This window comes from Salegentibacter maritimus, from assembly GCF_016236975.1.
GTDB classification, from domain to species: Bacteria; Bacteroidota; Bacteroidia; order Flavobacteriales; family Flavobacteriaceae; genus Salegentibacter; species Salegentibacter maritimus.
The window spans coordinates 174,222-199,356 of the sequence record NZ_JAEHNY010000005.1; the positions used below are offsets into that span (position 1 = coordinate 174,222).

Genomic DNA, 25,135 nt, shown 5'->3' on the forward strand with positions numbered 1-25,135 from the left:
AAATCGAATTTAGCATCTTTTAAAAGCCTTAATGCCTACTTATGAAACAAAAATTACTAATATTCTTATTTCTCTCATTTTTTCTAAGCCTACATTCGCAAGAAATCGACTTTAGTGGCGAGGTGCATAGTTTTGGTTTAACATACACTGGAAAAGATTCTCCTTTTTGGTTTCATACCAATAAAAGAGGGAGAGTAGATGAACGTACCAATTTTTCCGGTTTTATAAGCACAAATGGAGTTTATAAAATTTCTGAAAACGCTACCTTAGAACTTGGTCTTGCTGCGCTCTATCAGGATGGGTATACCGATAAACTACAATTAGACGAGTCTTACCTTACTTTTAATAATTCCTGGTTGGGAGTAGTAATTGGTCGTAAACAGCGAAGAGATTTGTATAAAGGTTTAAGTGCCACGAATCAAAGTGTATTATGGTCTTTAAACGCCAGACCTCTTCCCGGAATTCGGTTTTTTACAAAGCGTCCAATATTTTTTAAAAATAATACAGGATTAGGATTCAGGGCCTCACTGGAAGAATATCTTATGGACGATGAACGCTTTGTAGATAATACCCGATTACATCATAAAAGCTTTCACTTGGTGTATAAGTCATCACCTAAATTCCAGATTTCTGCAGGTTTAAGACATTTTGTGCAATGGGGAGGAACCCATCCTGAATATGGAGACCTACCTTCTAATTTTGAAGCATATACAAGAGTGGTAACCGGAAGAGGTGTAGGCAATAATACCGGAGATGCAATTTCTGAACAGGAAATTAATGGGTTGGGAAATCATCTTGGAAGTTATGAGATCAATATTAAAACCAAATTATCGGGGTATAATGTTGAGCTAATTTATAATCATTTGTTTGAAGACGGCTCTGGAAGTTTACTTAGAAATACACCCGATGGCCGATATGGTGTTTTTGTAGAAAATACAAGGGCTCCATTAGATTCCTGGCTTCAAGCTTTAATGTACGAATTTTACTATACCAAAAATCAAAGTAGAAACACGCCAACTACCGATGGAGAGGATAATTATTTTAATAATAATCTTTATAGATCTGGTTGGACTTATGAAAATAGGGTTTTAGGGCTTCCATTTATTAGCCTTGGCCCGGACAGGTTTAGGATTGCCAATAATAAAATAATTGCACATCATTTAGGTTTAAGCGGAATGGCTTTTAATAAAATCCCATATAGATTTTTAGGCAGTTTTAGAAAAAACTACGGAGTGAAAGGTAGTTCAAACATAAATGGTAAGCACGTGTTTTCTACTTATATAGATTTAAATTTGCTGCAGAATATAGTGAATTTGAATCTTCATTTAGGTGGTGATTTTAGTGAAATTGCTACCCCTAATTTTGGTGCCGGTGTTTCTATCTCTAAAGTGTTTTTATAAAGCGATATCCATAAAGTGTAGAGGACGTTTAATAAATGATAGGTATTGATGATTAATACAGAAAATGATGACGTCCAAATTTTGGTCTGATAAAAAGTTTTAATTTATAACGCAAGAACAATTTTAGTATCTTTACTTAATATTGTTTTCTAATCACAGAATAATTTTACGTTTATCAATATATTATAGGTATATTTTAATTAAATGAAAAGAAAAACCGGGCAATTAAAGATATTAGTTATTGAAGACAACCCTGGTGACTTTATTCTTATTGAGGATTATCTTTCTGAAGAGCATGCAAGCCTGGAAATAAAGCATGCTAAAAACTTTAAGGATGCAATAGAATTCCTTTATTCAACAGTCTTTGACACCGTAATATTAGATCTATCGCTTCCAGATATTAAGAGCCCTGAAGTTCTTGTTAAGGAGGTGCTGGCTTTAGCTAATGCTACACCCGTGGTAGTTCTTACAGGATATGCAAATAAAGATTATGGAATGAAAACCCTTTCCTGGGGAGTTTCAGATTATCTTTTAAAAGATGAAATTAATGCGTCCAATCTTTCAAAAAGCATTCACTATAGTATAGAGCGTAGTAGAGTACAACGACAGTTGTACGAATCTGAAGAAAAATATCGTACCCTATTTGAATCTAGCCCTTTGCCTATGTGGGTTCTAGATAGGAATACTCTTGAGTTTTTAAGTGTAAACCAGGCTGCAATTAATCTTTATGGCTATTCACGGGAGGAGTTTATGCAAATGACGGTTAGAGATCTTTGGGTAGAGGATGAAGATAGAATTGAAAGAACCGTAGAAAATAATTTCCATGATTTTTTTGTTATAAATGTAAAACATTTCACTAAGGCAGGAAAAGTACTCCATATAGCTGTACAAAGCAATCCAATTATGTTTGGTGGGCGTGAAGCAAGGGTTACCCTGGCTCACGATATAACCGAAAAACTCAAGGCGGAAGAAAAACTTAGACATAGCCAGCAGCGTTTTAAAGCACTGGTGCAAGACGGCAGTGATGTAATAAGTATTATAGATGAAAATTTTCATTACTCTTACATCAGTCCGAGCGCTAAGAACATTCTAGGCGTAAGCCCGGAAAAACTGGAAGGAACAAATGTTTTTCAATTTATTCATAAAGAAGATCGCCCTCTCATTGAAGATAAGATTAAATTTATCGGTAAAGTTAAATCTTATCAATTGCCTTCTTACAGGCATCAAGATGTAGCGGGTAATTGGCGATGGCTGGAAACAATTATTAGTGACCTAAGAGACGATCCTGCCGTAAATGGTTTGGTAGCAAACTCGAGAGATATTACCCGTTTTAAGTTACAGGAAAAGGAGCTGAGGGAAAGTTTAGAGCGTTACGATATTGTTGCTAAAGCTACTACCGATTTAATTACAGATTACGATATAGAAAAAGATTCTTTTCAATTTAGCAATGCTATTTATGATATCTTCGGTTATAGTCCAAAGGAACTCGATGTATCTAGATCCTGGTGGAAACAGAAACTCCATCCAGACGATTACCAACGGGTAATTAACGCTACTTCCGAAATATTCACAAACCATAAAAAGCTATTGAATATTGAATATCGTTTTAAATGTGCCGATGGAAACTATAAATATATTCTGGATCGAAGTTATGTAATAACCGATGCTAACAACAAGCCCTCCCGAATTATTGGCTCTATACAGGATATTACTGAAAGAAGACAGTATATTAATGCCATAGAGCGCAGTAACGAAAGGCTTCGGGAAATAGCCTGGACACAATCTCATGTGGTTAGGGCGCCTCTGGCCAGAATAATGGGGCTTATTGATTTACTAAAAAATCAAAGAAATAACCTGGACAATATAGATGAAGTTATAGATAATATATTAAATTCGTCGGAAGAGCTAGATAAGGTAATTAGAAAAATTACCAATAAAACTGAAGAAGAATTATAAGCTTTTGTCCTAAATCCTTTAAAATGCTTGAAGTAATTATTGTAGATGACGACCAGATTGTGATTTTTATTCAGGAGAAAATGATAATAAACCATGATATTGCCTCAAACCCTATTAGTTTCCGCAAGGCTACGGTTGCTTTAAATTATTTAGATGAGCAACAACAGCGAAATGAAAATAAAAACTTTCTGATTTTTTTAGATATCAACATGCCGAATATAAATGGATGGGATTTTCTAAAACATTTGGAGTCGCATAAGGAAAACTCTAATTATCATGTGGTAATGGTAACCTCTTCAATTAACGATAAAGATAGAAAAGAAGTCGAAAAATATAGTATGGTGCGGTCTTTTATTGAAAAGCCAATAGCGTCTTTAGATTGTGAAAAGATTAAAGAAATTCCTGAAATAAGCCATTTTTTTGAGCGGGTTTAAACTCCGTTTTCGCGAGGTTTAGCATCATCAATCTTTTTTTGAGCCCATTCTTTCTCTTCGTCTTCGGCTTCCGGTTTATTTTGTTCCAGCTCTGCTTTCCGCTCAAAATTCAACTTAATATACATAGGGAAATGATCGGATCCTATATGTTTTTCCCTGGCAATATCAATAAGGGTAAAATCATTGCTATGAAAGACATGGTCAAGTGGCCATCTAAAGAACAAATAATCGGCGTGAAAGGTGTTAAAAAAGCCCCTTCCAATCCTGGGGTCCATTAAGCCGCTCATTTGTTGAAATAACCTGGTGGTCCTGGACCAGGCAACGTCGTTTAAATCTCCAAATACCAGGACACTCTCATCTTGTTTTCTTACGTCTCTGCCCAACATCAATAATTCAGCATCACGGTTAGTAGATGTTTGAGCTTCAGAAGGACTGGGTGGCCTGGGATGCATACAATGTATTCTAATTTTTGAGTTGTCATCTAAGCGTACAAACCCGTGAATAGAAGGAATATCTTCTTTTACCAGATATCTTACTTCAGTTTCCTCTAATTTAAGTTTAGAATATAAATGCATTCCATAAAGATTATCCTGGGGCACTTTTACACAATATTTGTAGTCTTTTTCAAGATCTTTAAGCGCTTCTTCCCATTTTTTATCAGATTCCAGCGTTAATAAAATATCCGGTTGTCTTCTGTTTACAATTTCAAGAAGTTTATGATAGTCTTTGTTTGGGGTAAGAACATTACTTACTAGAATAGAAATATTATCGGTAGGATCTCCATCTTCAAATTGCATTACTTCTTTTTTTGCAAACCAGGTATATGGGTAGATCTTATCTAATTGGTATAATAAGCTTAAAATTAGTAAGCCTATTGCTATAAAATGAATTACCTCAGAAAAATCAAAAACAAAAATAGCTATCACAAGCACAATACTAATTAGTATTGAAATTTGGATACGCGGAAAGTCAAAAGCCCTTATCCACCATTTATCAAAACGTGTTGCAGAGGCTATACTGGGAATTAATAAAACGGCACAAGCCACCAGCATTATTAGTTCTGAAATCTCCATGGCGAATTCAATTAAAATTTATAGCTTAATGCCAGTCCTTTAGTGTTTATGCCCGTACCATTAATATTAAAACTTGCAGTGGGATAAAGATCAATGTGTTTCTTGTCTTTCTTATGTAGTTCAGGTATTAAAATACCACTAGCTGCTCCTACTATAAAACCGGCAATATTATCTGTTAAAAAGTGTTTGCCGGCTTTTGTTCTTAAATACCCCATAAGTGCCGAAACTCCAACGGCACCTCCCCATATGTAAGGTACTGCTTTAGAATCTGGATGAAAATCATTAAAGACCTTTGCAGCAAAGAATGTACCCGCTGCTGCCACGGCAGTATGTCCTGCAATAAAAGATCGTTGTGCACCTCCCTCGGCACGTGTGTCTACAGGAAGGTTTTTATTGTACACTAGAGGTCTGCTTTTATCTATTAAACCGGCAGTCATAGTATAAAACACCCCTGTTGTAGCCATTGTTTCAATAAATAGAACGCTTATTTGTCCAAAATTCTTGCGTTCGTTTTCTCCGGGTAAAAACGCCAGGGGCATTCCTAAGGCCGCATAAAAAGGAATATAACTTATGGCATCTGCTTTTTCAGAATAATTTCCGGCAGCCCATCGGTCTATTTTCCATATATCATTTTTATTGAGTGCCTGTAGTTCGGACTCTGTGAGCGCATCCTTATTTTGAATTAAAGTGAGGCCTAAGATATTTATACCCACAGTTCCTGCAATGTAAGCACCGTCTTTCCAGGTATTGGTCTCGTAAGGTGAGTTCTGGCCATAAAAATTAAAAACCAGGCCTAAGCAAAAAATACTTAATATTATTTTTTTCATGTATCTGTATATTATAACAGTCAAATCTCTAAACTCTTTAGGAATTGTTGAAGCATTTAAGAAAAGAATAACACTATAAAACTCAAATCTAATATCCTGTTTGGACAAGGGTATATAAGTTTAAAAAAAAATCATGGCCAGCGATACCCAGAAAATAAATTTTAAAGCTGAAAAACTTATTAAAAGAATCGCATATTTGCTGAGAGAAAACTACTATAAACCTAAAATTATGCTTAGTGTATATTTTTACTCCATACTCAGGATTTAATACTCCTAGCCTTGCCTCGAAATTAACTATAGTCTCATTAATATTACGGTAATTTATTTAAGAAAAGTAGGAACTGTCTCGGTCTAAACTAGTTTTTATTGCACTTTTGTAACATAGCTGACGATTTAAATTTGAATATATTTTTGCCGAAAGTATATAAATTAATCGCTATTGAGAGATAAGAGGATTTTATCACTTTTACGATCAATAAAATGTTATTTTAAGTGAGGCGGTAAATCCTTAAAGAATTATGGGAAATAAACCGGTAGGAGTTGATAAGTATCTTAAAAATATAAATTCAAGTAAAAAATGATAAGATTTGTTTTCTTTCTATTAGTAATTATAAGCTTACCTATACAGGCACAAAGTTGGAAAACACCGGCTATTGAGGGTTACGGTAGAATTATAGAATATGAAGAGGTTGCTATAAAGCCTAACCCACAAAAGGAATATAAAATGTTCTTCCATATAACAAATAAAAAGGAACGTGATGGAGTAAATGCTTCACTGTGGAAAATAGCCCGACTTATTAATCTGTTGGAAGCTAACCATGTTCCTAAAGAGAACATTCAGGTAGCAGCGGTTATCAGTGGCGAAGCTTCGCCTATTGTTCTTACCGAAAAAGCTTATAAGCTAAAAAAAGGGAAGAGCAATCCTAACCTGGATCTTATTAAAAAATTGACAGATTATGGGGTTCCTATTAATATTTGCGGACAGGCAGCTGCCGAAAGAGGTATTAACCCGGAAACCGAAATGAATCCCTTAATCAAATTAACTTTATCTGCTTTAATAGATATTCCCACTTACCAAATGCAGGGCTATACAATAATTAGGTAAATCAAATAGAATGATGAATGATGAGCCTTAAGTAAAATAAGAGAGGCAAGTCAACCAGATGTTTTGAGTGAACTTTTTGAATTTGGAGTTGAGATTAGGTGTGGTAAACCTTTATCTTTTTTTCACGTTCCATTTAAAATTCTGGAAGCAATTATTTAGCCTTAATCACTCTAAATTAAGTTATAAAACATAGAATGTAGGTGTCTAACACGCTATTTCAGCTTGCTCTTATCTCTTGTAAGTTAATGCTGTTCACTTTATAAGTTGGTCGTGATTTTTTCAATTTCCCTTATAGTATTACGCTAGTTAGTTTTTAAAACAATATTAATTGAGAAAAGAAGCAGGCTTTCAAAAAGAGTTTTATAAGGATTAAACTTATAGATTAACATAAGTTTAGTTTCTGTTGCAGCTAAAGATTTTCCAATTCTACCCAAAATACTGTAATTTTAAGATTATGAAAAAGAAAGATTACAGACAGGGCAGAGGATTTGTCTTTAATAAGTTTGAAGCACCGGAAAAGTCGCCTTTTGATAGGTTATTTGAGGTTTTTAAGGAATTGATTACGCATACTTCAGGCGATTTAGATGAAGCTTTAGACTGGCTAAAACAACTTGATGAAGAGTATAAATTAACCACTGAAGATTATAAGTTAGATGATTTTGTAGAAGACCTTAAAAAGAAGGGTTATATAAAAGAAGAAAATGAAGATGATGGTGGTGGGATGGCAATTACGGCTAAAACCGAACGTGCTATTAGAAAGCAGGCTTTAGATCAAATTTTTGGAAAACTAAAGAAAAGTGCCTCAGGAAGCCATAGAACTAACCACGTAGGTAGGGGCGATGAACATACCGGAGATTTTAAAGCATTTCAGTTTGGAGATGCACCCGATAAAATTTCAATTACCGAAAGCTTGCGTAACGCTCAAATTAATCACGGGATAGGTGATTTTAACATGAGTGAAGAAGACCTGGTGGTAGAAGAAACGCACTATAAATCCCGAATGAGCACAGTGCTAATGATAGACCTTAGCCATAGTATGATACTTTATGGCGAAGACCGTATTACCCCTGCCAAAAAAGTGGCTATGGCACTTGCCGAATTAATAACGACCAGGTATCCAAAAGACAGTCTGGATATTATTGTTTTTGGAAATGACGCCTGGCCGGTCTCCATAGCAGATCTTCCTTATCTTAAAGTAGGGCCTTATCATACCAATACGGTAGCAGGTTTAAAATTAGCTATGGATATTTTAAGAAGAAAGCGAAGTACTAACCGGCAAATTTTTATGATTACCGATGGTAAACCCAGTTGCCTAAGAGAGCGAGATGGTTCTTATTATAAAAACAGTATGGGGCTTGATCCATATATTATCGGAAAATGCTATACCATGGCCCGGCAAGCTCGTAAATTACATATTCCAATTACCACATTTATGATAGCGCAAGACCCTTATTTGATGCAGTTTGTTAGGGAGTTTACTTATGCCAACCAGGGAAAGGCTTTTTATACCGGACTTAAAGGTTTGGGTGAAATGATTTTTGAAGATTATGAGACCAATAGGAAAAAAAGAATTAGGGGCAATTAGTGGAGTTAGTTTTTAGTATGGGTAAACTAACGAGCAGTAGAAATTAATTCTGGTGAACTTATGTTTCTAAATTCAATCTAAAAAATATAATTTATAGGACGAAAAGTTTATAAATCAATATAGGAAAAGGGCTTAGTAAGCTTGAGAGAAAATAAAGTTCACCTATTTTAATCTTATAATATTGAGTTTTTGATAATTTATAATTGTATTTCTGCCTGAATGATTGAGCAGGTTCAATTTGATCTAATTGATTATCAGGAAAATTTTCTTCAGATTTCAAACAGAATGAAAAATAAAAAATATGAAAATTGAAAACATAAAAACCTTAGGGGAATTAAAGAAAGCCGGCTATAAAAGCCGGGGGATTAAAGAAGAACTTAGGGGAAATTTAATTGAAAGAATTAAAAATAAAAAGCAAACTTTTTCAGGTATTCACGGCTACGAAGATAGTGTGATCCCAGAATTAGAAAGGGCTATTCTGTCTCGCCATAATATTAATTTACTTGGTTTAAGAGGGCAGGCTAAAACGAGATTAGCCCGTCTAATGGTTAATCTGTTAGATGAGTTTATGCCGGTTGTAGCAGGATCGGAAATTAATGATGATCCTTTAAATCCAATTTCCAGGTACGCCAGAGAATTGATTAACGAAAAAGGCGATGAAACTCCAATTAAATGGGTGCACCGAGAAGATAGGTTTTTTGAAAAACTGGCCACCCCAGATGTAACAGTAGCTGATTTGATAGGTGATGTAGACCCAATTAAAGCCGCAAATTTAAAATTAAGCTATGCCGATGACCGCGTAATTCACTTCGGGATGATTCCCCGTGCCAATAGAAGTATTTTTGTAATTAACGAGCTACCCGATTTACAGGCACGCATTCAGGTAGCCCTTTTTAATATCCTACAGGAAGGCGATATTCAAATTCGCGGGTTTAAGCTAAGGCTGCCGTTAGACTTGCAGTTTGTTTTTACCGCTAATCCGGAAGATTATACCAACCGGGGAAGCATTGTTACCCCATTAAAGGACCGAATTGGGTCTCAAATTCTAACACATTATCCAGAAAATATTGAGATTGCTAAAGCCATTACCGAACAGGAAGCCAAACTAGATAAAAGGCAAAGTGATTTGGTTTATATTCCGGAACTGGCCAAAGATGTATTGGAACAAATTAGCTTTGAAGCCAGGGAGAGTGAATTTATAGACGAAAAAAGTGGAATTAGTGCCAGGTTAAGTATTACTGCTTACGAGAATCTTTTAAGTACCGCAGAGAGGAGGTCTTTAAATTCTGGAGACGATAGTACTTTCTTGCGACTAAGCGATTTTATTGGGGTTGTACCGGCTATTACCGGAAAAGTAGAGTTGGTGTATGAAGGGGAAGAAGAAGGAGCAGCCAGCGTAGCTTTACAGTTAATTGGCAATGCGATAAAGACATTATTCCCGCAGTATTTTCCTAAAATTGAAAAGTTGCAAAGACCAGATGAAACCACACCTTACGACGATTTGATAGCCTGGTTTTTTGAACAAAGCGGTTTCGAATTACCCGATGATCTCTCAGATGCAGAATACAAACAAAAACTTAATTCTGTGAAGCCTTTAAATGAGCTTATCAAAAAATACCATCTGGAAATTTCAGAAAAGGATAGTTACTTTTTAAAAGAGTTTTTGCTTTGGGCTTTGGTAGAATTTAAAAAATTGAGCAAGCATAGGTTTGCTAAAAGCCTTCAATTTAAAGATCTCTATGGAAGCTATATAAGTGATCTTTAGTTATTTGATAATTCAAGAAGATGATTCCCCGGTTATTTTAATAATCGGGGAATTTTTTTTGTGATATAGAAGGAAATTCATAATTCTTTCCTCAAATGCTAAATTTTATTTGTGTTACCCATTAAAATATATACTTTTAACAACAGAATAAAGTCATAGATGAAGACCACAAAAAATATACTTTTCAATATTGCAGCAAGCATTCCTGGCTTGAGCATTGGTGGTATGACAATTATTCGTATTACCCCTTTTGGGGTATAATTCTACATAGCGCTTCGGTATACACCTGTTTTTTTAAAACACAATCATTCTAATTTAACCATCTTGACTTATGAAAGTCCTTAAATTCGGAGGTAGCTCTTTGGCATCTCCAGAACGCATAAAACTTGTAGCTAAAACAGTTCAAAAACATTTAAAAAAAGATAAAACGCTGGTAGTTTTTTCTGCCTTTGGTGGGGTAACCAACAATTTGCTTAAAATGGCAGATTTGGCTTCCAAAGAAGATCCATCTTATAAAGATTTACTACTGGAAAATGAAAAACGTCACCTTCAAGCAGTAAAAGAATTAATTCCTGTACAGGCTCAAAGTAGTATTTTAAGTAAAGTAAAAACCGAGCTTAATAGGTTGGAAACCTTATATGAGGGTGTGTACTTACTTAACGAGCTTTCCAATAAAACCCGCCACGTAGTGTCTGGATTTGGGGAGATTTTATCCTCAATAATTATTGCTGAATATTTTAAAAATTTAGGAATTAACTCCCAATATGTAGATTCCCGGGAATTAATTGTTTGCAAAAACACCAACGAGAAAGTACAGGTAAATTATCAACTAACCTATGTTAATATCGAGCACTATTTTAACGAAAATGAGGCTTCATTGTATATTGTTCCGGGCTTTGTTTCCCGAAATGAACAGGGAGTTCCCAGTACTCTTGGTCGAGGCGGATCAGACTTTACCGCAGCCTTGTTTGGTGGTGCTTTAGCGGTAAAAGAAGTAGATATTTATACCGATGTGAACGGGATGTACACGGCAAACCCTCAAATTGTACCGCACGCTTATCCGTTAAAAGATATTTCTTACCAGGAAGCGATGGAATTATCACATTTTGGGGCTAAAGTGCTATACCCGCCAACTTTACAGCCTTTGTTGGATAAACAAATTAGTATCCGTATTAAAAATACTTTTAAGCCCGATGAGGATGGAACTTTAATCTCCAGGTCTTCTGAAAAGAATTTTCGCTGGGTTACCGGAATTACCCATATAGATTCCATAAAACTACTCAATATAGAAGGAAGTGGCATGGTGGGTATCCCCGGTTTTTCCAAACGCTTTTTTGAAGTTTTATTTCAGGAAAATATAAATGTGGTTTTAATTACCCAGGCTTCTTCAGAACATAGTATTTGTATTGCGGTAAAAGACGATGAGGCTCAATTTGCAAAGGAAGCAATAGACGAAGCTTTTGAGGTTGAAATTCAGTATAAAAAAATTAAGCCCGTAACAATTGAAGAAAATGTAGCCATTATTGCGTTGGTTGGTGACAGAATGAAAAGTCATCATGGCTTAAGTGGTAAAATGTTTAGTGCATTAGGAAATAATAATATTAATATACGCGCCATCGCCCAGGGTTCTTCAGAGCGAAATATTTCAGCTGTAATAGCCAAAAAAGATGTGAAAAAAGCGCTAAATACCCTGCACGAACAGTTCTTTGAAGTACCCTCTAAAGAATTAAATCTATTTATAACCGGTGTGGGTAATGTGGGTAGTAAACTACTGGGTCAGTTAAAGAAGCAGGAACAATTTCTTTTGGAAAATTTAAGGTTGAAAGTTCGCGTACACGGATTATCAAACTCAAGAAAAATGCTTTTTGATGAAAATGGAATTGACCTGGATAATTGGGAAAAAGCCTTGGAAAATGGAGAAAAAGCCGATAAAGCTGAATTTTTCAAAAAAGTGAACACTTTTAACCTACGCAACAGCATTTTTGTAGATAACACTGCAAGTGCCGATATTTCTGCCTGGTATAAAGAATATTTGGCTAATTCGGTTTCTGTGGTAACCTGCAATAAAATTGCCTGTGCAGATAGTTTTGAAAATTACCTCGAATTGCAAAACCTGGCTCGGGAATATGGGGCGTCATTTTTATATGAAACCAATGTTGGTGCAGGATTGCCAATTATAGACACCCTTAAAAACCTGGTCGCTTCCGGAGATAGGATCACCAAAATTCAGGCAGTACTTTCCGGTAGTTTAAACTTTGTTTTTAACACTTATAAAGCCAAAGAGCCTTTTTATAAAACCGTAGAAATGGCCATGAAAGAAGGCTATACCGAACCCGATCCTAAAATTGATTTGAGTGGGGTAGATGTAGCCCGTAAAGTCTTGATTCTAGCCCGGGAATGTGGTTATGAGATGGAACTGGAAGATATTGAAAGCGAAGATTTTTTATCGAAAGAAAGTTTGGCCACCACTAATAATGACGACTTTTTTGAATTGCTACAGAGAGATGAGCCAAAATTTCAGGAAATATATAAGTCGGCGGAAGAAAAAGCTGAACAACTTAAATATGTCGCCCAATTAGAAGATGGAAAAGCCGTGGTAGGTTTACAATCGGTAGGCTCAGAACATCCTTTCTATAACTTAAGCGGGAGCGATAATATAGTATTGTTCTTTACCGAAAGGTACCCAGAGCAACCTTTAATTGTAAAAGGTGCCGGGGCAGGAGCTGAGGTTACGGCATCAGGGATTTTTGCCGATGTAATAAGAATAGGAAAAAAGTAGGCTTATGGATAAGATAAAACTTTTTGCCCCGGCAACTGTGGCCAATCTTTCTTGCGGATTTGACGTACTTGGATGTTGTTTAAATGAAGTGGGCGATGAAATGCTTATTTCTAAGAATTCAGAACAAAAGCTTAGAATACCCAAAATTACCGGGCAGGACTTGCCATTGGAAGTAGATAAGAATGTAGCAGGTGTTGCTGCCAAAGCTTTACTAGATGAATTAGGTGAAAAACAGGGTTTTGATATAGAAATAAAAAAGAATATTAAGGCAGGCAGCGGAATTGGTAGTAGCGCAGCTAGTGCTGCCGGTGCTGTTTTTGGAATCAATAAACTCTTGGGAGAACCTTTTTCCACAAATCAATTGATAAAATTTGCTATGGAAGGGGAACGTCTTGCCAGCGGAAATGCGCACGCCGATAATGTAGCCCCGGCTTTATTGGGCAATTTTAGCCTGGTAAGAAGTTACGAGCCTTTAGAAATATTGAGTTTACCGAGTTTACCAGAATTCCGAATATTGGTCTTGCATCCTTTAATCGAGCTTAAAACAAAAGATTCTCGTTCAATTATTAGGCAGAATGTGGCATTGACTAAGGCGATTAATCAATGGGGAAACCTGGGCGCGTTGGTAAGTGCACTATACACTAAGGATTATGAACTATTTGGAAGAAGTTTAAAAGACGAGATTATAGAGCCAGTACGCTCTATATTAATTCCCTATTTCGACGAGCTTAAAGCTTTAGCTATAGCAAACGGAGCCCTGGGTTTTGGCATTTCAGGTTCGGGACCTTCGGTTTTTGCCATGTGTAAAGGAGATGTTGTCGCTCAAAAGCTAAAATCCGAATTTCAGGAGTTTTACCAGGATAAAAATATTGATTTTGATCTACACCTGTCTAAAATTAATGCAGAAGGAATAAAAATAGTATCCGATTGAAATTTAAAATGCTAAACCCAATAATTAGAATGAAACAGGCTTCCATTTTTGAGCTGTGTTCAGTACTAATTTTGGCTTAAATAATATATAGATGAAATATTTTAGTTTAAACGATAAAAATCATAAAGTTTCTTTTGAGAAGGCCGTTGTTAAAGGCCTGGCGCCGGGAAAAGCTCTTTACTTTCCTGAGGAAATTCCAGCTTTACCTAAAGAATTTTTTCAGAATCTGGATAAACTTTCTAAAGAGGAAATTGCTTATAAAGCTATAAAAACTTTTGTGGGCAATGAGATTGATGAAGATGGCTTGCGTAATATTTTAAGCAAAACATTAGATTTTGACTTTCCGGTGGTACCAGTTTCTGAAAATACCGGTACCCTGGAACTTTTTCACGGTCCAACCCTGGCTTTTAAAGATGTAGGAGCCGGGTTTATGGCCGGTTGCCTTGGGTATTTTGTAAAAAAAGGAAACCTGGGTAAAATTACCGTTTTGGTAGCTACTTCAGGCGATACCGGTGGGGCAGTGGCCAACGGATTTTTAGGAGTAGAAGGTATAGATGTAGTAATTTTATACCCTAAAGAAAAAGTTAGTGAAATTCAGGAAAAACAACTTACAACTTTAGGACAGAATATTACAGCTCTGGAAGTAAACGGTAATTTTGACGATTGCCAGGATATGGTGAAAAAAGCTTTTTCCGATGAGGAAATAAGTGAGAAACGACAATTAACCTCTGCTAATTCTATAAATGTAGCTCGTTGGTTACCGCAAATGTTCTACTACTTTTTCGCGTATAAACAATTAGCAGGAAAAAATAAGAAACTGGCTTTCTCGGTGCCTAGTGGGAACTTTGGGAATATTTGTGCCGGGATGCTGGCTAAAAAGATGGGCTTGCCCATAGCTCATTTTATCGCTGCCAATAACGAAAATAATGTGGTGACACGTTATTTGAAATCTAAAGAATACGCTCCAAAACCAAGCGTACAAACCATCTCTAACGCGATGGATGTTGGAAATCCCAGTAATTTTGTACGGATAATGGAATTGTTTGATAATGAATTTGATTCGCTGTCACAGCAACTTTCTTCCTTTAGTTATTCAGATGAAGAAACTCGAAAAGCTATAAAAGAGGTAAAGCAAAAGTATAATTATGTCATGGATCCTCACGGTGCAGTTGGATATTTAGGACTCCAGGACTTTTTAGCTGAAAACCCTAAATATTATGGGACGTTTTTAGAAACTGCACACCCGGTAAAATTTCTTGAAACCGTAGAAGAAGTAATAGAAGAGAAGGTAGAAATTCCCGCATCGATTAGAGAGGTGATGCAAAAAGAGAAAAAATCTATAGAGATTTCAGATTACGCTGAATTGAAGGAGTATTTGATGCAGTAGTATAAAGTAAAAGCTGTTTGGTAAGTCTTTTGAATGTAACGTCACCCTGAACTCGTTTCAGGGTCTAATATGTATTTTCAACTTAGATTCTGAAATAAATTCAGAATGACGAGCATTACAAGTTTTAAAGACTTCCCAAACAGCTTAATTATTAATACTTTGCAGGAGCACCTTCTTCAGGGAGGCTGTTTTCTATAAATTCCCGAATATCTTCATTGGCATTTTTAAGATCTTCGGCTCTCAAATACATCATGTGGCCGCTTTCATAGCCTTTAAAACTTAAACGGTCTTTCATTTTACCGCTCGGGTCTAATTGCCACATGCTATACTTGGCATTAAAATAAGTGGTAGCACCATCAAAGTATCCGGCCTGTACCAGTACATCCAGGTTTGGGTTTTGTGCCATGGCCTGCCTTAAATTTTCACCGGTATTATTACCGCTACGGTCCCAGGGATGCACAGGCCCGAACATATAGTACTTTAGATCGGTTTTAAATTTAAGATCATTACGCAAGTAATGGTTAATTGCCGGTGTAAAGGAATGCAGCCAGGAAGTTAGCTCAGCATTGTAATCTGGTGAATCTCCGGCTTCTTTAGCATCTATTCCTAAATACCTGGAGTCCAGTCTTCCTACGGTAACCCCATCTTTTCTTTTTAATTCTTTCCAAAAATAACGATAGCCAACATCCAGGTTATTTTGAAGAATTACTTCTTTGGAAATTCCGGAATAATAAGCCATTTTTTCGGCGGCAGCTTGTTTTATTGCAGGTTCGGTAAATCCTCCTTTTACAAGTACCGGGGTTAACTCGTTAATTGTGTAATCTTCAACTTCTTCCAGTAAGTCTTTTAATTCTTTATTTTGAAGTTCTGTCGGCAAAGCATCGTGATACCAGGCAGCGGCTGCGAAATATGGAAGCCTATTGGCAACTTCTACTGGTCCGTCGCGTTTAATTCCTAATTCGGTTGGAGAAACTAAAATTACTCCGTTAAGGTACATCCATTGACTGTTTTGAAGTTCTAAGGCCAATCCTGAAACACGGGTAGTGCCATAGCTTTCTCCAATAAGATATTTTGGTGATAACCAGCGGTTATTTCTGCTTACAAAAGTATTTAACCATTCGGCCAGATATTTAATATCGGCATCTACGCCAAAGAATTTTTCTTTATGAACATTTCCTTCCTTATTTGGGATAGGGCGGGAAAAGCCTGTATTTACTGGATTTACATAAACGATATCAGCGATATCTAAAATAGAATGCGGATTTTCTTTAATTCCGTAGGGTTGAATAGGGAATCCTTCATCATCAATTTTTAAAACTCTTGGGCCGGTATATGCAATATGCATCCATACCGAGGCCGAACCGGGGCCCCCATTAAATGAAATTACCAGGGGACGATTTTCGGTATTTTTTATATCGCTTCTTTTATAATAGGTATAAAAAAGGCTGGCAATAGGATCACCATCATTATTCCAAAGCGGCTGCATTCCGGTGGTAGCGGTATAATCTATATTCTTTGAATTAATGTTCACCGAATGTTTGGTAGTGATACTTGTATCTACAGGAATTTCAACTTTTTGGCTCCAGGCCGTAGCTATAAATACAAGTAAAAATACTGGGGTAAAGATGTTTTTCATGTGCTCTAATTTTTAGAATCGAAAAATACACTGAAAAGCACAATTACCCAAATACCTCAATCTTTATTATTAAGGTTTTCATCTCTAAAAACGATAATATAGCTTAGAATAATTCCGCCAATAGCGGCCAATAGAAAGAAAATCATGGCCAGTCCCGGATATCCCAATATCATAAAATCTGAGGGCACCTGCATTAACATGGCGGCTCCAATAATCATCGCGGCTATAATTAATCCCAGTGTGATACGGTTGGCAACCTTTTGGAAACCATCGGTAACCCGTTTCTCGTCAAAAGCATCTATTTTAATACTGAATTCATTCTCTGAAAGATTCTTTGAAATGGTGTTTAATCTATCGGGCAAATATTCTATAAACTTCTTGGAAGCCAATACCGAAGAAAAGAAATTTTCAGGCTTCAACTCTTCATACATTTTATCTCGCATTATTTTATTGGCGTGTCTTTTAATGGCATCCCTAAGATCAAAATCGGGGTCTAATACCGCAATAATCTGATCCATATTCAAAAGAATCTTACCAAGAATATTAACTTCAACCGGGAGGTGAATCCCGTTTTCAGCAGCGAGTCGATTTAACTGAATTAGCAAACGGCCGGTTTGCATATCTTTTGCCGTACTATGCTCACTGGCCATAATAATATCGCTAATGGTCTTTTTAAAATATTTTAGATTAGCATTTTCGGTTACCTCACTCATGTTTAGGAGTATCCTGGCCGTTTCTTCGCCATTATTGCTGCTAATAGCCAATAAAAGTTCTAAAATATAATTTTTCATGGCAGGGCTAAACCTGGCCACCATGCCCAAATCTATAAGTGCAATTTTATCGTCTTTTGTAAATTGAATATTACCGGGATGCGGATCGGCATGTACAAATCCATCATTGATAACCTGCTTTAAATAGGCATTCACCAATTGATCTACCAAAGGAGCATAGTCTACTTCAATTTGTTTAAGCGGTGAAATAGAAGTTATTTTTTGCCCTTCAATATATTCCATAGTAAGCACCTTACCCGAAGAATAATCCTGAATAGGTTGAGGAACGATTAGATCTTTAAAGCTTTTTAAATTTTCACCCAGGGTAATTAGGTTTTGCGCTTCCCTGTTGTAATCCAGCTCCTGCAATAAAATTCGTCTCAATTCAGCTAAAACATCGTCGAAAGCATATTTTTTCGCGGTGGTACTGTGTTTAACGGCTAGTTCGGCCAATTCTTTTAAGGTATCAAGGTCTAACAGGAATTGCTTTTTTATTCCCGGGCGTTGTATTTTAACCGCTACCGGTTTTCCCGATCTTAAACTAGCTTTATGTACCTGCCCAATAGATGCGCTTGCCAGTGGTTTTTCTTCAAAACTTTTAAATGCTTTTGAAATTTTGGTCCCTATTTCTTCTTCAACAATTTGTTGAACCTCGTTATAAGGAATGGCAGGGACATCGTCCTGTAAAGTGGCCAAAGCTTTTAAGTAATCATCGGGTAAAAGATCGGGGCGGGTAGAAAGCAATTGCCCCATTTTTATATAGGTAGGCCCCATATTTTTTAGGTCTTCTACCAGCTCGTTGGGCGTTTGCTCGTAGCTGTTTTCAGAATTTGCTGTATTCCCTTCCATCGCCTTAGAAGCAGCATTTCCAAACAAATCGCTATTCCAGTATTTAAGCATAAAGCCTATAAATTTCTGATAGCGTAAAAGATGATCGGGGAGTACAGACATATAGTTTATTGGTGTTAGGTTATCTAATTATTAAAGATATTTATTTAAAATTATAACACCAATAGGTTCAGGAACACATACGTGTTTTTTGCTAATATTTAAGAAAGCTTTTTGTTGCTATTTGGTTATTAAGTTTTAAAACTTCTAATTTGTGCTTATTATAAGCAATTTACAAGCCTTTTATTGGCACCGCCAAGGGTGTAATACCTCGAGGTTTGCCTTGAAATTAAAAATTTGTTTCCAACGAATGCCTCGTGGGCTTGCTACGAGGTAGTTTACTTTAGTGTATTTAATAAGAAAGCTTTTCGTTTAACCTGCTTATGTTTATTGGATTCCCAAAAATATAAAGTAAATCTCCTTGTTTTATCTTAGTGTCGGGAAGTACTTCGGTAATATATTGGGTGTCTCTTTTAATGGCCAATACGGTAACCCTGAAGTTTTTACCAATTCCTGAACTTTCAATGCTTTTACCTACAATTTCCCTATTGTTTTGTTGAACGCTTAAGGTTACAATTTCCCGATTTGGGATATGAAGGTGTTGTAGCGAAGGCTTATGTGGTCTTCCTTTTACAGAAGTAAGCATTTCGTAATCTGATGACCTGATATTAGCTGTAAAATCCATTATTTCGTTATAGGGAACCAGATATTGTTTTAGCACCCGGGTAAAGATTTCTATAGATGTTTCGAATTCCTCTGGAATTACCTCGTCTGCTCCCAGTTTAATATTTTCTTCAATCTCCCTTACATAGCGGGTTCTTACAATTATAAAAGCTGTTTTAGTAAATAACCGAACATTATTTATAATTTTTTTAGTCGCTCCCGGGTCCGAAATGGCAATTACCACCACCCGTGCTTCCTGTACGTGAAGGTGTTTTAGGATAAGCGAATTGGTTGCATCTCCAAAAATAACGGGTTCGTTGTTATTTTTTGCCTTTTTAAAAGTTACGGGATCGGTATCTAGAACAACATAAGGTATTTCGGCATTTCTGGCTGCTTTTGCAATGTTTTCACCATTTATACCGTAGCCGATAATAATTAGGTGGTCTTCTAATTTTTTTGGTTCAGTAGTATTTTCTTCCGCAGATTTTTGTTTATTAAATCTTTCTAATCTATGCCTTACCGTAGAAGGTACCCGTGCCTTTAAAATAGCGTAGGTGATTTTTGGTGCGGCATCAATAAGAAAGGGGGTAAGGCCCATGGTAATAATAGAGATTGCCAGGAAGTACTGGTAAATACTATCTGGAATAATATTATTGTCCAGGCCTACTCCCGAGAGCAATAAAGAAAATTCCCCAACCTGGAAAAGACTAAACAAACTTAAAAAGATGGTTCTGGGAGGGTATTTTAGCAATAGAACGGTAGCGCCTACAACCAGCATTTTTAGTAAAACAACGCCAATAACAAGGGCCAGGATTATGAAAATGTTTTGGATGAAAAATTCTAAATTCAGCAGCGTTCCTACAGAGATAAAAAAGAAACTAATAAATATTTCACGAAACGGTAATACATTTGCGGTTGCCTGGTGACTATATTCAGATTCCGAAATAATAAGTCCGGCGAAAAAAGCACCCAATGCCAGGGATAATCCAACAGAAGAAGTAAGCCATGCAATTGCAAAACAGAAAACGACTGTAGTTAAAATAAAAAGTTCTTTACTCTTTGTTTTTACCACCATACTAAAAATACGTGGTACAATATACCGCGCCAATAAAAATATTACGGCTCCAACCCCCAAGATTTTAAGAATAAGAAACAGTACGGTAGTTGCAATATCGCCGCCATCACCTGCTAAAATAGGAGTTAGCAGCATCATAGGAACCACAATGATATCCTGGAAGATAAGAATCCCAAGAGCTACCCTTCCATGTGGCGCTGTAATTTCTCCCCGTTCCTGTATGAGCTTTAAAACAATGGCCGTACTACTTAAAGAGAATAAAAACCCTAAAAAGATGGCCGAATTTAATGGTAAACCTAGAAAGTAAGCAATTAGGCTAGTAAACAGAATGGTACCCCCAACCTGGAGTCCTCCCCCAATTAGTACCGTGTTTTTCATAGAAATGAGCTCTTTTACAGACAGCTCAATTCCAATAACAAACAAGAGAAAAATAATACCTATTTCAGAAAGCAATTCTACCTCATGCGAAGAACTAATAAGGTTAAAAGCATGGGGGCCTGCAATTATTCCTGCCAGAAGAAAGCCTAGAATAGAAGGCACTTTTATTTTTTGAAATAAAAGAATTATCAAAATTGATAGTCCAAGAATAATTACAATGTCCTGTAAAATAGGTATTTCCATAAATTAATTTTAAAGATAGTTGGCCGCCCTAATTTAAAGGATATAACCCGATTATGGAAATAAAAAAGCGGCGGGAATCTCCCGCCGCCCAGAATACTTACATTAAAATCTATTAACCTTTTAACCAAGCATTTCTAAGTTTAACTTCTTGACTATTCTCTGATAATTCTTCTTCGGTAAGTGTAGTTTCAGTATCTGTTGGTTGGGAAGCAGTTGTGCTAAGCTGTAATTCTTCGCCATTTCGTACTACTACAAAATTTACTTTTTCTCCTTCTTCCCAGGATTCAGCTGTCATGATTAAATTGTAAACATTTTGAATATTGTACTCCTCATCGTTTACAGACTTAATAATATCTCCACCTTTTACCCCAAGTTTTTTAAGAAAGGAATTAAATTCAATGTTTTCTCTAAAAAACAACTCTTTAGTGGCAGGGTCACCATCTATATAAGGAATTTGACCTTTAATAAAATAGCCGGTGTTTACCTGCGCTTCAGATTCTGTTAAACCTACTTTCTCGAAAAATTCCTGGTAGGGAATAGGGGTAGATCCACTAATATAAGTTTCTAAAAACGTTCTTATTTCAGGATAAGTAAGGCTTACAATGTCATTAAAAAGTTCTTCGTCGTTAAAAGGTTTATCCATACCATATTTATTGCTAAGAGCTTTCATAAGGTCTAGAATTCCCATATCGCCATCGCTTAGTTCCCTTAAACGAATATCCAGGGCCATACCAATTAAGGCGCCTTTTAGGTACACATTGTAATAACTGTCTTTATAAGGTTCTTCAAGGATATTTTTGCTCATTTCAGTAAATGGCATTGTATCGTCAAACTGTTGTGCAGTTTTTATTTTATCTGATATCCTACCATAGAAATCCTGCTTATCTATAAGCCCCTGATTTATTTGAAACAGGTTGGCGAAATATTCGGTTACTCCTTCATACATCCATAAATGCTGAGACATTTTTGGATCATTATAATCAAAATAATGTACTTCTTTTGAGTGGACATTAAGAGGGGTTAATATGTGAAAAAATTCGTGAGAAACCACATCTGTCATTGTTTCCTCTAATTGTTGCGGTTGCATAGACTCGGGAAGTACTACCACGGTAGAAGTATGGTGCTCTAAAGCTCCAAAACCACGGGCATCTTGAGTCTCGCTATCTGAAAGATATAGCAGGATGGCATATTTTCCGGTATTATCTATCTCGCCCAGGAATTGTTTTTGGGCACTTATCATTTTTTCAATTCCGGGTTTTATACTTTTTGAAGTGTATTTTTTGTTTGGCGAATACACATTAATAAGCACTTCCATTCCTTCTACCATAAAGCTTGTAGTATCGGGAGTGGCATACATAATTGGGTTATCAATAACCTCAAAGTATCTTTTTAAGGAAAAGATGTCTTCTTTGAATTCCATACTGGTAGAAGCTGCCACTGTTTTACTTAGAGCAGTTCCGGGAATAAGGCTGTGTGGCCTTTTTATTTGTAATTGGTATGCTTCTTCTTTTTCATTTTCAAAATAGCCTACAAATCCGTGAAGATTGAGCATAAAATTTTTACCGGCTTCAATATTTGTACCCGATGGGGAGAAAACTCCTTCTTCGCCTTCAATATCGTAGGTGTCGTTAACCTGGTAACTTACTTTATCTAAGTCTTTGGCATTAGGAACAAACCAGGAATTATCGTCTACTTTTTCAAATTCCAGCTCATTGCCGTTATAATCTAAGGCTTTAAAATTTTCAATGAATTTACCGTAGTTATCGGTAGAGTAGGTGCCGGGTACGGTTTTGGGAATATAAAAAGTAGTGTTTGCAGTGGTAAATTTATCTGGATTAATTTCTACCGAAACTTTATCGTTTTCGACATTTACAAGATCTATGCTTGCAATTACCGGTTCATCCTGGTTTGGGGTTTGGGTAGTTTTACAGCTGTAGAGAGCGCCAATAAAGGCCAGCGTATAAATTGCTTTTTTCATGTATAAACTTTTCTTTTTTAATAAGACTCACCAACTCTGTAAAAGTTACATTTATTAAAAAAGAAATGTTCAATAAAAAAAGACTGCCTTAAATTATGTTAAGACAGTCTTTATATTAAAAGCCAGGTATGGCCCAAATGTTTTGAAATTAGAAATATTTATTCTCTAATATGGCCTTCACCTAACACATAATATTTATTGGTTACCAATTGTTTTAAACCAAGTGGCCCACGGTGGTGAAGTTTATCGGTACTAATAGCAAGCTCTGCTCCAACTCCCATTTGACCGCCATCGGTAAAGCGAGTAGAAGCATTATGGTATACGGCAGCACTGTCTACCTGTTCCATAAAATTGGCTGCTTCATTTTTATCTTCAGTAACAATCACAGAAGAATGTCCTCCTGAATATTTATTGATTTTGTTAATGGCAGCGTTATTTCCATCAATAGCACCCAGAACAATTCTCATGGCTAGAAATTCTTCGTACCAGGTATCTTCTGAACTTATCTTTTCTTCATTTGGTAAGATTTCAGCGATAGCATCATCTACCTGAATATGTACTTTATTTTCCTTGAACATATCATAGAGTTCCTGGACTCTTTTTTCAAAATCAGGAAGATTTTTGTCTATTAATACCTTATCTAAGGCATTACATCCTGAAATCTTATCTATTTTGGCGTTCAACATTACTTTTTTTGCAGTGTCGAAATTGGCATTTTTAGATACATAAAGGAAGTTGTTTCCGCGCCCACTTACCAATACAGCTCCGGTAGAGTGTTCTTTAACAAAAGCAATAAGTTTTTCTCCACCTCTTGGTACCACAAGGTCTATATGTTGCGGTGGGTTTTTAAGGAAATCCTGGGTTTCGGTTCTGTTCATTTGTAACAGCTCGATCCAGTCTTTCTCCAAATTGTTTTCTACAAGCGCCTCGTGCCAGCAATCTTCAAGAATTTTATTAGAGTGGTTTGCTTCTTTACCACCTTTTAAATAAATCTTGTTATTTGCTTTAAACGCAAGCACTGCAGCTTCAATAGTAACATCAGGGCGGGATTCATAAATAATCATGATGGTCCCGAAAGGTGCAGTTTTATTGGTGATATCTAAACCGGTGTCTAACTTTCTATGCTCTATAACCTGGCCTACAGGATCTTCCTGCTCCATTACTTCTTTTACGGAGCGAATCATATCATCTACCTTGGCATTATTTACAACCAGCCTGTCGTACATTGCCTGGTCTCCATTACCAAAGGCATCGAGATCCTTTTTATTCTCGGCAACTATTTCTTCACGTCTTTTATCCAGGATATTTATCATGGATTGCAGCACGTTATTTTTGGTTTTAGAATCTATTAATTTCATTACTTAGTTATATTTTAGTTTGATTAAACTTCAATTTATTGTTCAAATATGAACATTAGGACATTTTTTAAGTCTAGCTGAAATCTATTGATTTTGCAGCTACAGCTAAAAGAGTTCTTTAAATTAGTTTAGGCGGTGAATTTAGTACCTACCGGCTTACCGGCCACGATATCTAAAATCACATTTCTTTGTTTCCCATTGGCTATATAAGTGGTAATGTTTTTATTGGCAGTACCTTTTGCAATCTTTATTTTAGACTCCATACCGCCGCGACCTTCACCTTCGCCTTTACCAGATTCCTGAACATATTTTTCAACATTTTCATCTACCTGTACCTTGTTTAGTTTTTCAGAATCATCATCCTCTGGGTGACCGGTGTAAAGCCCGTCTGTATCACTAAGGATAATTAAAGAATCTGCATCTATTAATTCGGCCACCAGGCTTGCAAGTTCATCATTATCAGAAAACATAGACATGGTTACTGAGACGGCATCATCTTCATTAGCAATAGGAATTATTCCTTCCGATAGTAAAGATTCGTAACAGTTAATCATGTTTTCACGATGAATTCCCGGGCTAAAATCTCTTTTAGTGGCAAGTACCTGTGCGCAACGCATTCCATAATCGTGAAAAATGCTGTAGTAGTGGCGCATCATACGAGGTTGGCCCACGGCCGAAAATACCTGCCTTCTTTTAGAGGGGTCTTCAATATTTACATCACCCAAAACTTCTTTTCCGGCAATGGCCGATCCTGATGAAACCAGAACTACCATTACATCTTCTTCATATAAAGTAGCTATTTGTTCTACAAGATGTTTTAGCACGGGACCTAAAATCCTATTATCTTTATTGGTCATTACATTCGTTCCGACCTTAACTACAATTCTCTTTTTTTTCATTTTAT

Annotated in this window: 17 protein-coding genes; 9 read left to right on the plus strand and 8 right to left on the minus strand. The window is 36.3% G+C overall.

What is annotated here, in order from left to right; all coding sequences use genetic code 11:
• Nucleotides 1-41 precede the first annotated feature (41 nt).
• The 3 genes from I6U50_RS07085 to I6U50_RS07095 all read left to right on the plus strand — a co-directional run bounded on the left by I6U50_RS07085 (nucleotide 42) and on the right by I6U50_RS07095 (nucleotide 3,790).
• Nucleotides 42-1,400 (plus strand): capsule assembly Wzi family protein, encoded by a 1,359-nt coding sequence (locus I6U50_RS07085; protein ID WP_198638340.1) that lies wholly within the window; start codon nucleotides 42-44, stop codon nucleotides 1,398-1,400.
• Between the two features lie 204 nt (nucleotides 1,401-1,604).
• Nucleotides 1,605-3,356 carry a PAS domain S-box protein gene (locus I6U50_RS07090; RefSeq protein ID WP_198638341.1) on the plus strand — a complete coding sequence of 584 codons (1,752 nt, stop codon included), beginning with the start codon at nucleotides 1,605-1,607 and terminating at the stop codon, nucleotides 3,354-3,356.
• Nucleotides 3,357-3,379: 23 nt separating this feature from the next.
• Nucleotides 3,380-3,790 (plus strand): response regulator, encoded by a 411-nt coding sequence (locus I6U50_RS07095; RefSeq protein ID WP_193709875.1) that lies wholly within the window; start codon nucleotides 3,380-3,382, stop codon nucleotides 3,788-3,790.
• Here the strand turns inward: I6U50_RS07095 and I6U50_RS07100 are convergent.
• Together I6U50_RS07100 and I6U50_RS07105 are read right to left on the minus strand one after the other, a co-directional pair.
• Nucleotides 3,787-4,863: an endonuclease/exonuclease/phosphatase family protein gene (locus I6U50_RS07100; RefSeq protein WP_198638342.1), complete on the minus strand. Its 1,077-nt coding sequence runs from the start codon at nucleotides 4,861-4,863 to the stop codon at nucleotides 3,787-3,789. The two genes, I6U50_RS07095 and I6U50_RS07100, sit on opposite strands and share 4 nt — an antisense overlap.
• A gap of 11 nt (nucleotides 4,864-4,874) precedes the next feature.
• Nucleotides 4,875-5,690: a phosphatase PAP2 family protein gene (locus I6U50_RS07105; protein WP_193709873.1), complete on the minus strand. Its 816-nt coding sequence runs from the start codon at nucleotides 5,688-5,690 to the stop codon at nucleotides 4,875-4,877.
• A 577-nt stretch (nucleotides 5,691-6,267) separates the two neighbouring features.
• On the opposite strand from I6U50_RS07105, the gene I6U50_RS07110 reads away from it, so the two are divergent.
• The 6 genes from I6U50_RS07110 (at nucleotide 6,268) to thrC (ending at nucleotide 15,242) form a co-directional block, all read left to right on the plus strand.
• Nucleotides 6,268-6,795, plus strand: a complete 528-nt coding sequence (locus I6U50_RS07110; RefSeq protein ID WP_193709872.1) for a DsrE family protein — start codon at nucleotides 6,268-6,270, stop codon at nucleotides 6,793-6,795.
• A 454-nt stretch (nucleotides 6,796-7,249) separates the two neighbouring features.
• Entirely contained in the window at nucleotides 7,250-8,380 is a 1,131-nt protein-coding gene (locus I6U50_RS07115) for a vWA domain-containing protein (protein WP_198638343.1), read from the plus strand.
• A 301-nt stretch (nucleotides 8,381-8,681) separates the two neighbouring features.
• Nucleotides 8,682-10,145 (plus strand): magnesium chelatase, encoded by a 1,464-nt coding sequence (locus I6U50_RS07120; protein ID WP_198638344.1) that lies wholly within the window; start codon nucleotides 8,682-8,684, stop codon nucleotides 10,143-10,145.
• A 331-nt stretch (nucleotides 10,146-10,476) separates the two neighbouring features.
• Nucleotides 10,477-12,924: a bifunctional aspartate kinase/homoserine dehydrogenase I gene (gene thrA, locus I6U50_RS07125; RefSeq protein ID WP_198638345.1), complete on the plus strand. Its 2,448-nt coding sequence runs from the start codon at nucleotides 10,477-10,479 to the stop codon at nucleotides 12,922-12,924.
• A gap of 4 nt (nucleotides 12,925-12,928) precedes the next feature.
• A complete protein-coding gene (locus tag I6U50_RS07130; RefSeq protein ID WP_198638346.1) occupies nucleotides 12,929-13,855 on the plus strand; it encodes a homoserine kinase in 927 nt (308 codons plus the stop codon).
• A gap of 91 nt (nucleotides 13,856-13,946) precedes the next feature.
• The gene (gene thrC / locus I6U50_RS07135) at nucleotides 13,947-15,242 is read left to right on the plus strand and encodes a threonine synthase (RefSeq protein ID WP_198638347.1); all 1,296 of its coding nucleotides are present in this window, start codon (nucleotides 13,947-13,949) and stop codon (nucleotides 15,240-15,242) included.
• 151 nt (nucleotides 15,243-15,393) lie between these two features.
• Here thrC and I6U50_RS07140 read toward each other — a convergent pair whose 3' ends face one another.
• From I6U50_RS07140 to proB, 6 genes are all read right to left on the minus strand, one after another.
• Nucleotides 15,394-16,878, minus strand: coding sequence for a S10 family peptidase (locus I6U50_RS07140; RefSeq protein ID WP_198638348.1), 1,485 nt, complete (start codon nucleotides 16,876-16,878; stop codon nucleotides 15,394-15,396).
• A gap of 56 nt (nucleotides 16,879-16,934) precedes the next feature.
• Nucleotides 16,935-18,599 carry an ABC1 kinase family protein gene (locus I6U50_RS07145; RefSeq protein ID WP_198628726.1) on the minus strand — a complete coding sequence of 555 codons (1,665 nt, stop codon included), beginning with the start codon at nucleotides 18,597-18,599 and terminating at the stop codon, nucleotides 16,935-16,937.
• Nucleotides 18,600-18,888: 289 nt separating this feature from the next.
• The gene (locus I6U50_RS07150) at nucleotides 18,889-20,895 is read right to left on the minus strand and encodes a monovalent cation:proton antiporter family protein (RefSeq protein ID WP_198638349.1); all 2,007 of its coding nucleotides are present in this window, start codon (nucleotides 20,893-20,895) and stop codon (nucleotides 18,889-18,891) included.
• A gap of 112 nt (nucleotides 20,896-21,007) precedes the next feature.
• Entirely contained in the window at nucleotides 21,008-22,873 is a 1,866-nt protein-coding gene (locus I6U50_RS07155) for a M61 family metallopeptidase (protein WP_198638350.1), read from the minus strand.
• 158 nt (nucleotides 22,874-23,031) lie between these two features.
• Nucleotides 23,032-24,231: a glutamate-5-semialdehyde dehydrogenase gene (locus I6U50_RS07160; RefSeq protein ID WP_198638351.1), complete on the minus strand. Its 1,200-nt coding sequence runs from the start codon at nucleotides 24,229-24,231 to the stop codon at nucleotides 23,032-23,034.
• A gap of 128 nt (nucleotides 24,232-24,359) precedes the next feature.
• Complete coding sequence (proB, locus tag I6U50_RS07165) at nucleotides 24,360-25,130, minus strand: glutamate 5-kinase (RefSeq protein WP_193709861.1); 771 nt, start codon at nucleotides 25,128-25,130, stop codon at nucleotides 24,360-24,362.
• Between the last annotated feature and the right edge of the window lie 5 nt (nucleotides 25,131-25,135).

What these genes read in the sequence shown, in the direction of transcription:
- I6U50_RS07085 (WP_198638340.1), top strand. Translation starts at nt 42, where the DNA reads ATGAAACAAAAATTACTAATATTCTTATTTCTCTCATTTTTTCTAAGC.
- I6U50_RS07090 (WP_198638341.1), top strand. Translation starts at nt 1,605, where the DNA reads ATGAAAAGAAAAACCGGGCAATTAAAGATATTAGTTATTGAAGACAAC.
- I6U50_RS07095 (WP_193709875.1), top strand. Translation starts at nt 3,380, where the DNA reads ATGCTTGAAGTAATTATTGTAGATGACGACCAGATTGTGATTTTTATT.
- I6U50_RS07100 (WP_198638342.1), bottom strand. Translation starts at nt 4,863, where the DNA reads ATGGAGATTTCAGAACTAATAATGCTGGTGGCTTGTGCCGTTTTATTA.
- I6U50_RS07105 (WP_193709873.1), bottom strand. Translation starts at nt 5,690, where the DNA reads ATGAAAAAAATAATATTAAGTATTTTTTGCTTAGGCCTGGTTTTTAAT.
- I6U50_RS07110 (WP_193709872.1), top strand. Translation starts at nt 6,268, where the DNA reads ATGATAAGATTTGTTTTCTTTCTATTAGTAATTATAAGCTTACCTATA.
- I6U50_RS07115 (WP_198638343.1), top strand. Translation starts at nt 7,250, where the DNA reads ATGAAAAAGAAAGATTACAGACAGGGCAGAGGATTTGTCTTTAATAAG.
- I6U50_RS07120 (WP_198638344.1), top strand. Translation starts at nt 8,682, where the DNA reads ATGAAAATTGAAAACATAAAAACCTTAGGGGAATTAAAGAAAGCCGGC.
- thrA (WP_198638345.1), top strand. Translation starts at nt 10,477, where the DNA reads ATGAAAGTCCTTAAATTCGGAGGTAGCTCTTTGGCATCTCCAGAACGC.
- I6U50_RS07130 (WP_198638346.1), top strand. Translation starts at nt 12,929, where the DNA reads ATGGATAAGATAAAACTTTTTGCCCCGGCAACTGTGGCCAATCTTTCT.
- thrC (WP_198638347.1), top strand. Translation starts at nt 13,947, where the DNA reads ATGAAATATTTTAGTTTAAACGATAAAAATCATAAAGTTTCTTTTGAG.
- I6U50_RS07140 (WP_198638348.1), bottom strand. Translation starts at nt 16,878, where the DNA reads ATGAAAAACATCTTTACCCCAGTATTTTTACTTGTATTTATAGCTACG.
- I6U50_RS07145 (WP_198628726.1), bottom strand. Translation starts at nt 18,599, where the DNA reads ATGTCTGTACTCCCCGATCATCTTTTACGCTATCAGAAATTTATAGGC.
- I6U50_RS07150 (WP_198638349.1), bottom strand. Translation starts at nt 20,895, where the DNA reads ATGGAAATACCTATTTTACAGGACATTGTAATTATTCTTGGACTATCA.
- I6U50_RS07155 (WP_198638350.1), bottom strand. Translation starts at nt 22,873, where the DNA reads ATGAAAAAAGCAATTTATACGCTGGCCTTTATTGGCGCTCTCTACAGC.
- I6U50_RS07160 (WP_198638351.1), bottom strand. Translation starts at nt 24,231, where the DNA reads ATGAAATTAATAGATTCTAAAACCAAAAATAACGTGCTGCAATCCATG.
- proB (WP_193709861.1), bottom strand. Translation starts at nt 25,130, where the DNA reads ATGAAAAAAAAGAGAATTGTAGTTAAGGTCGGAACGAATGTAATGACC.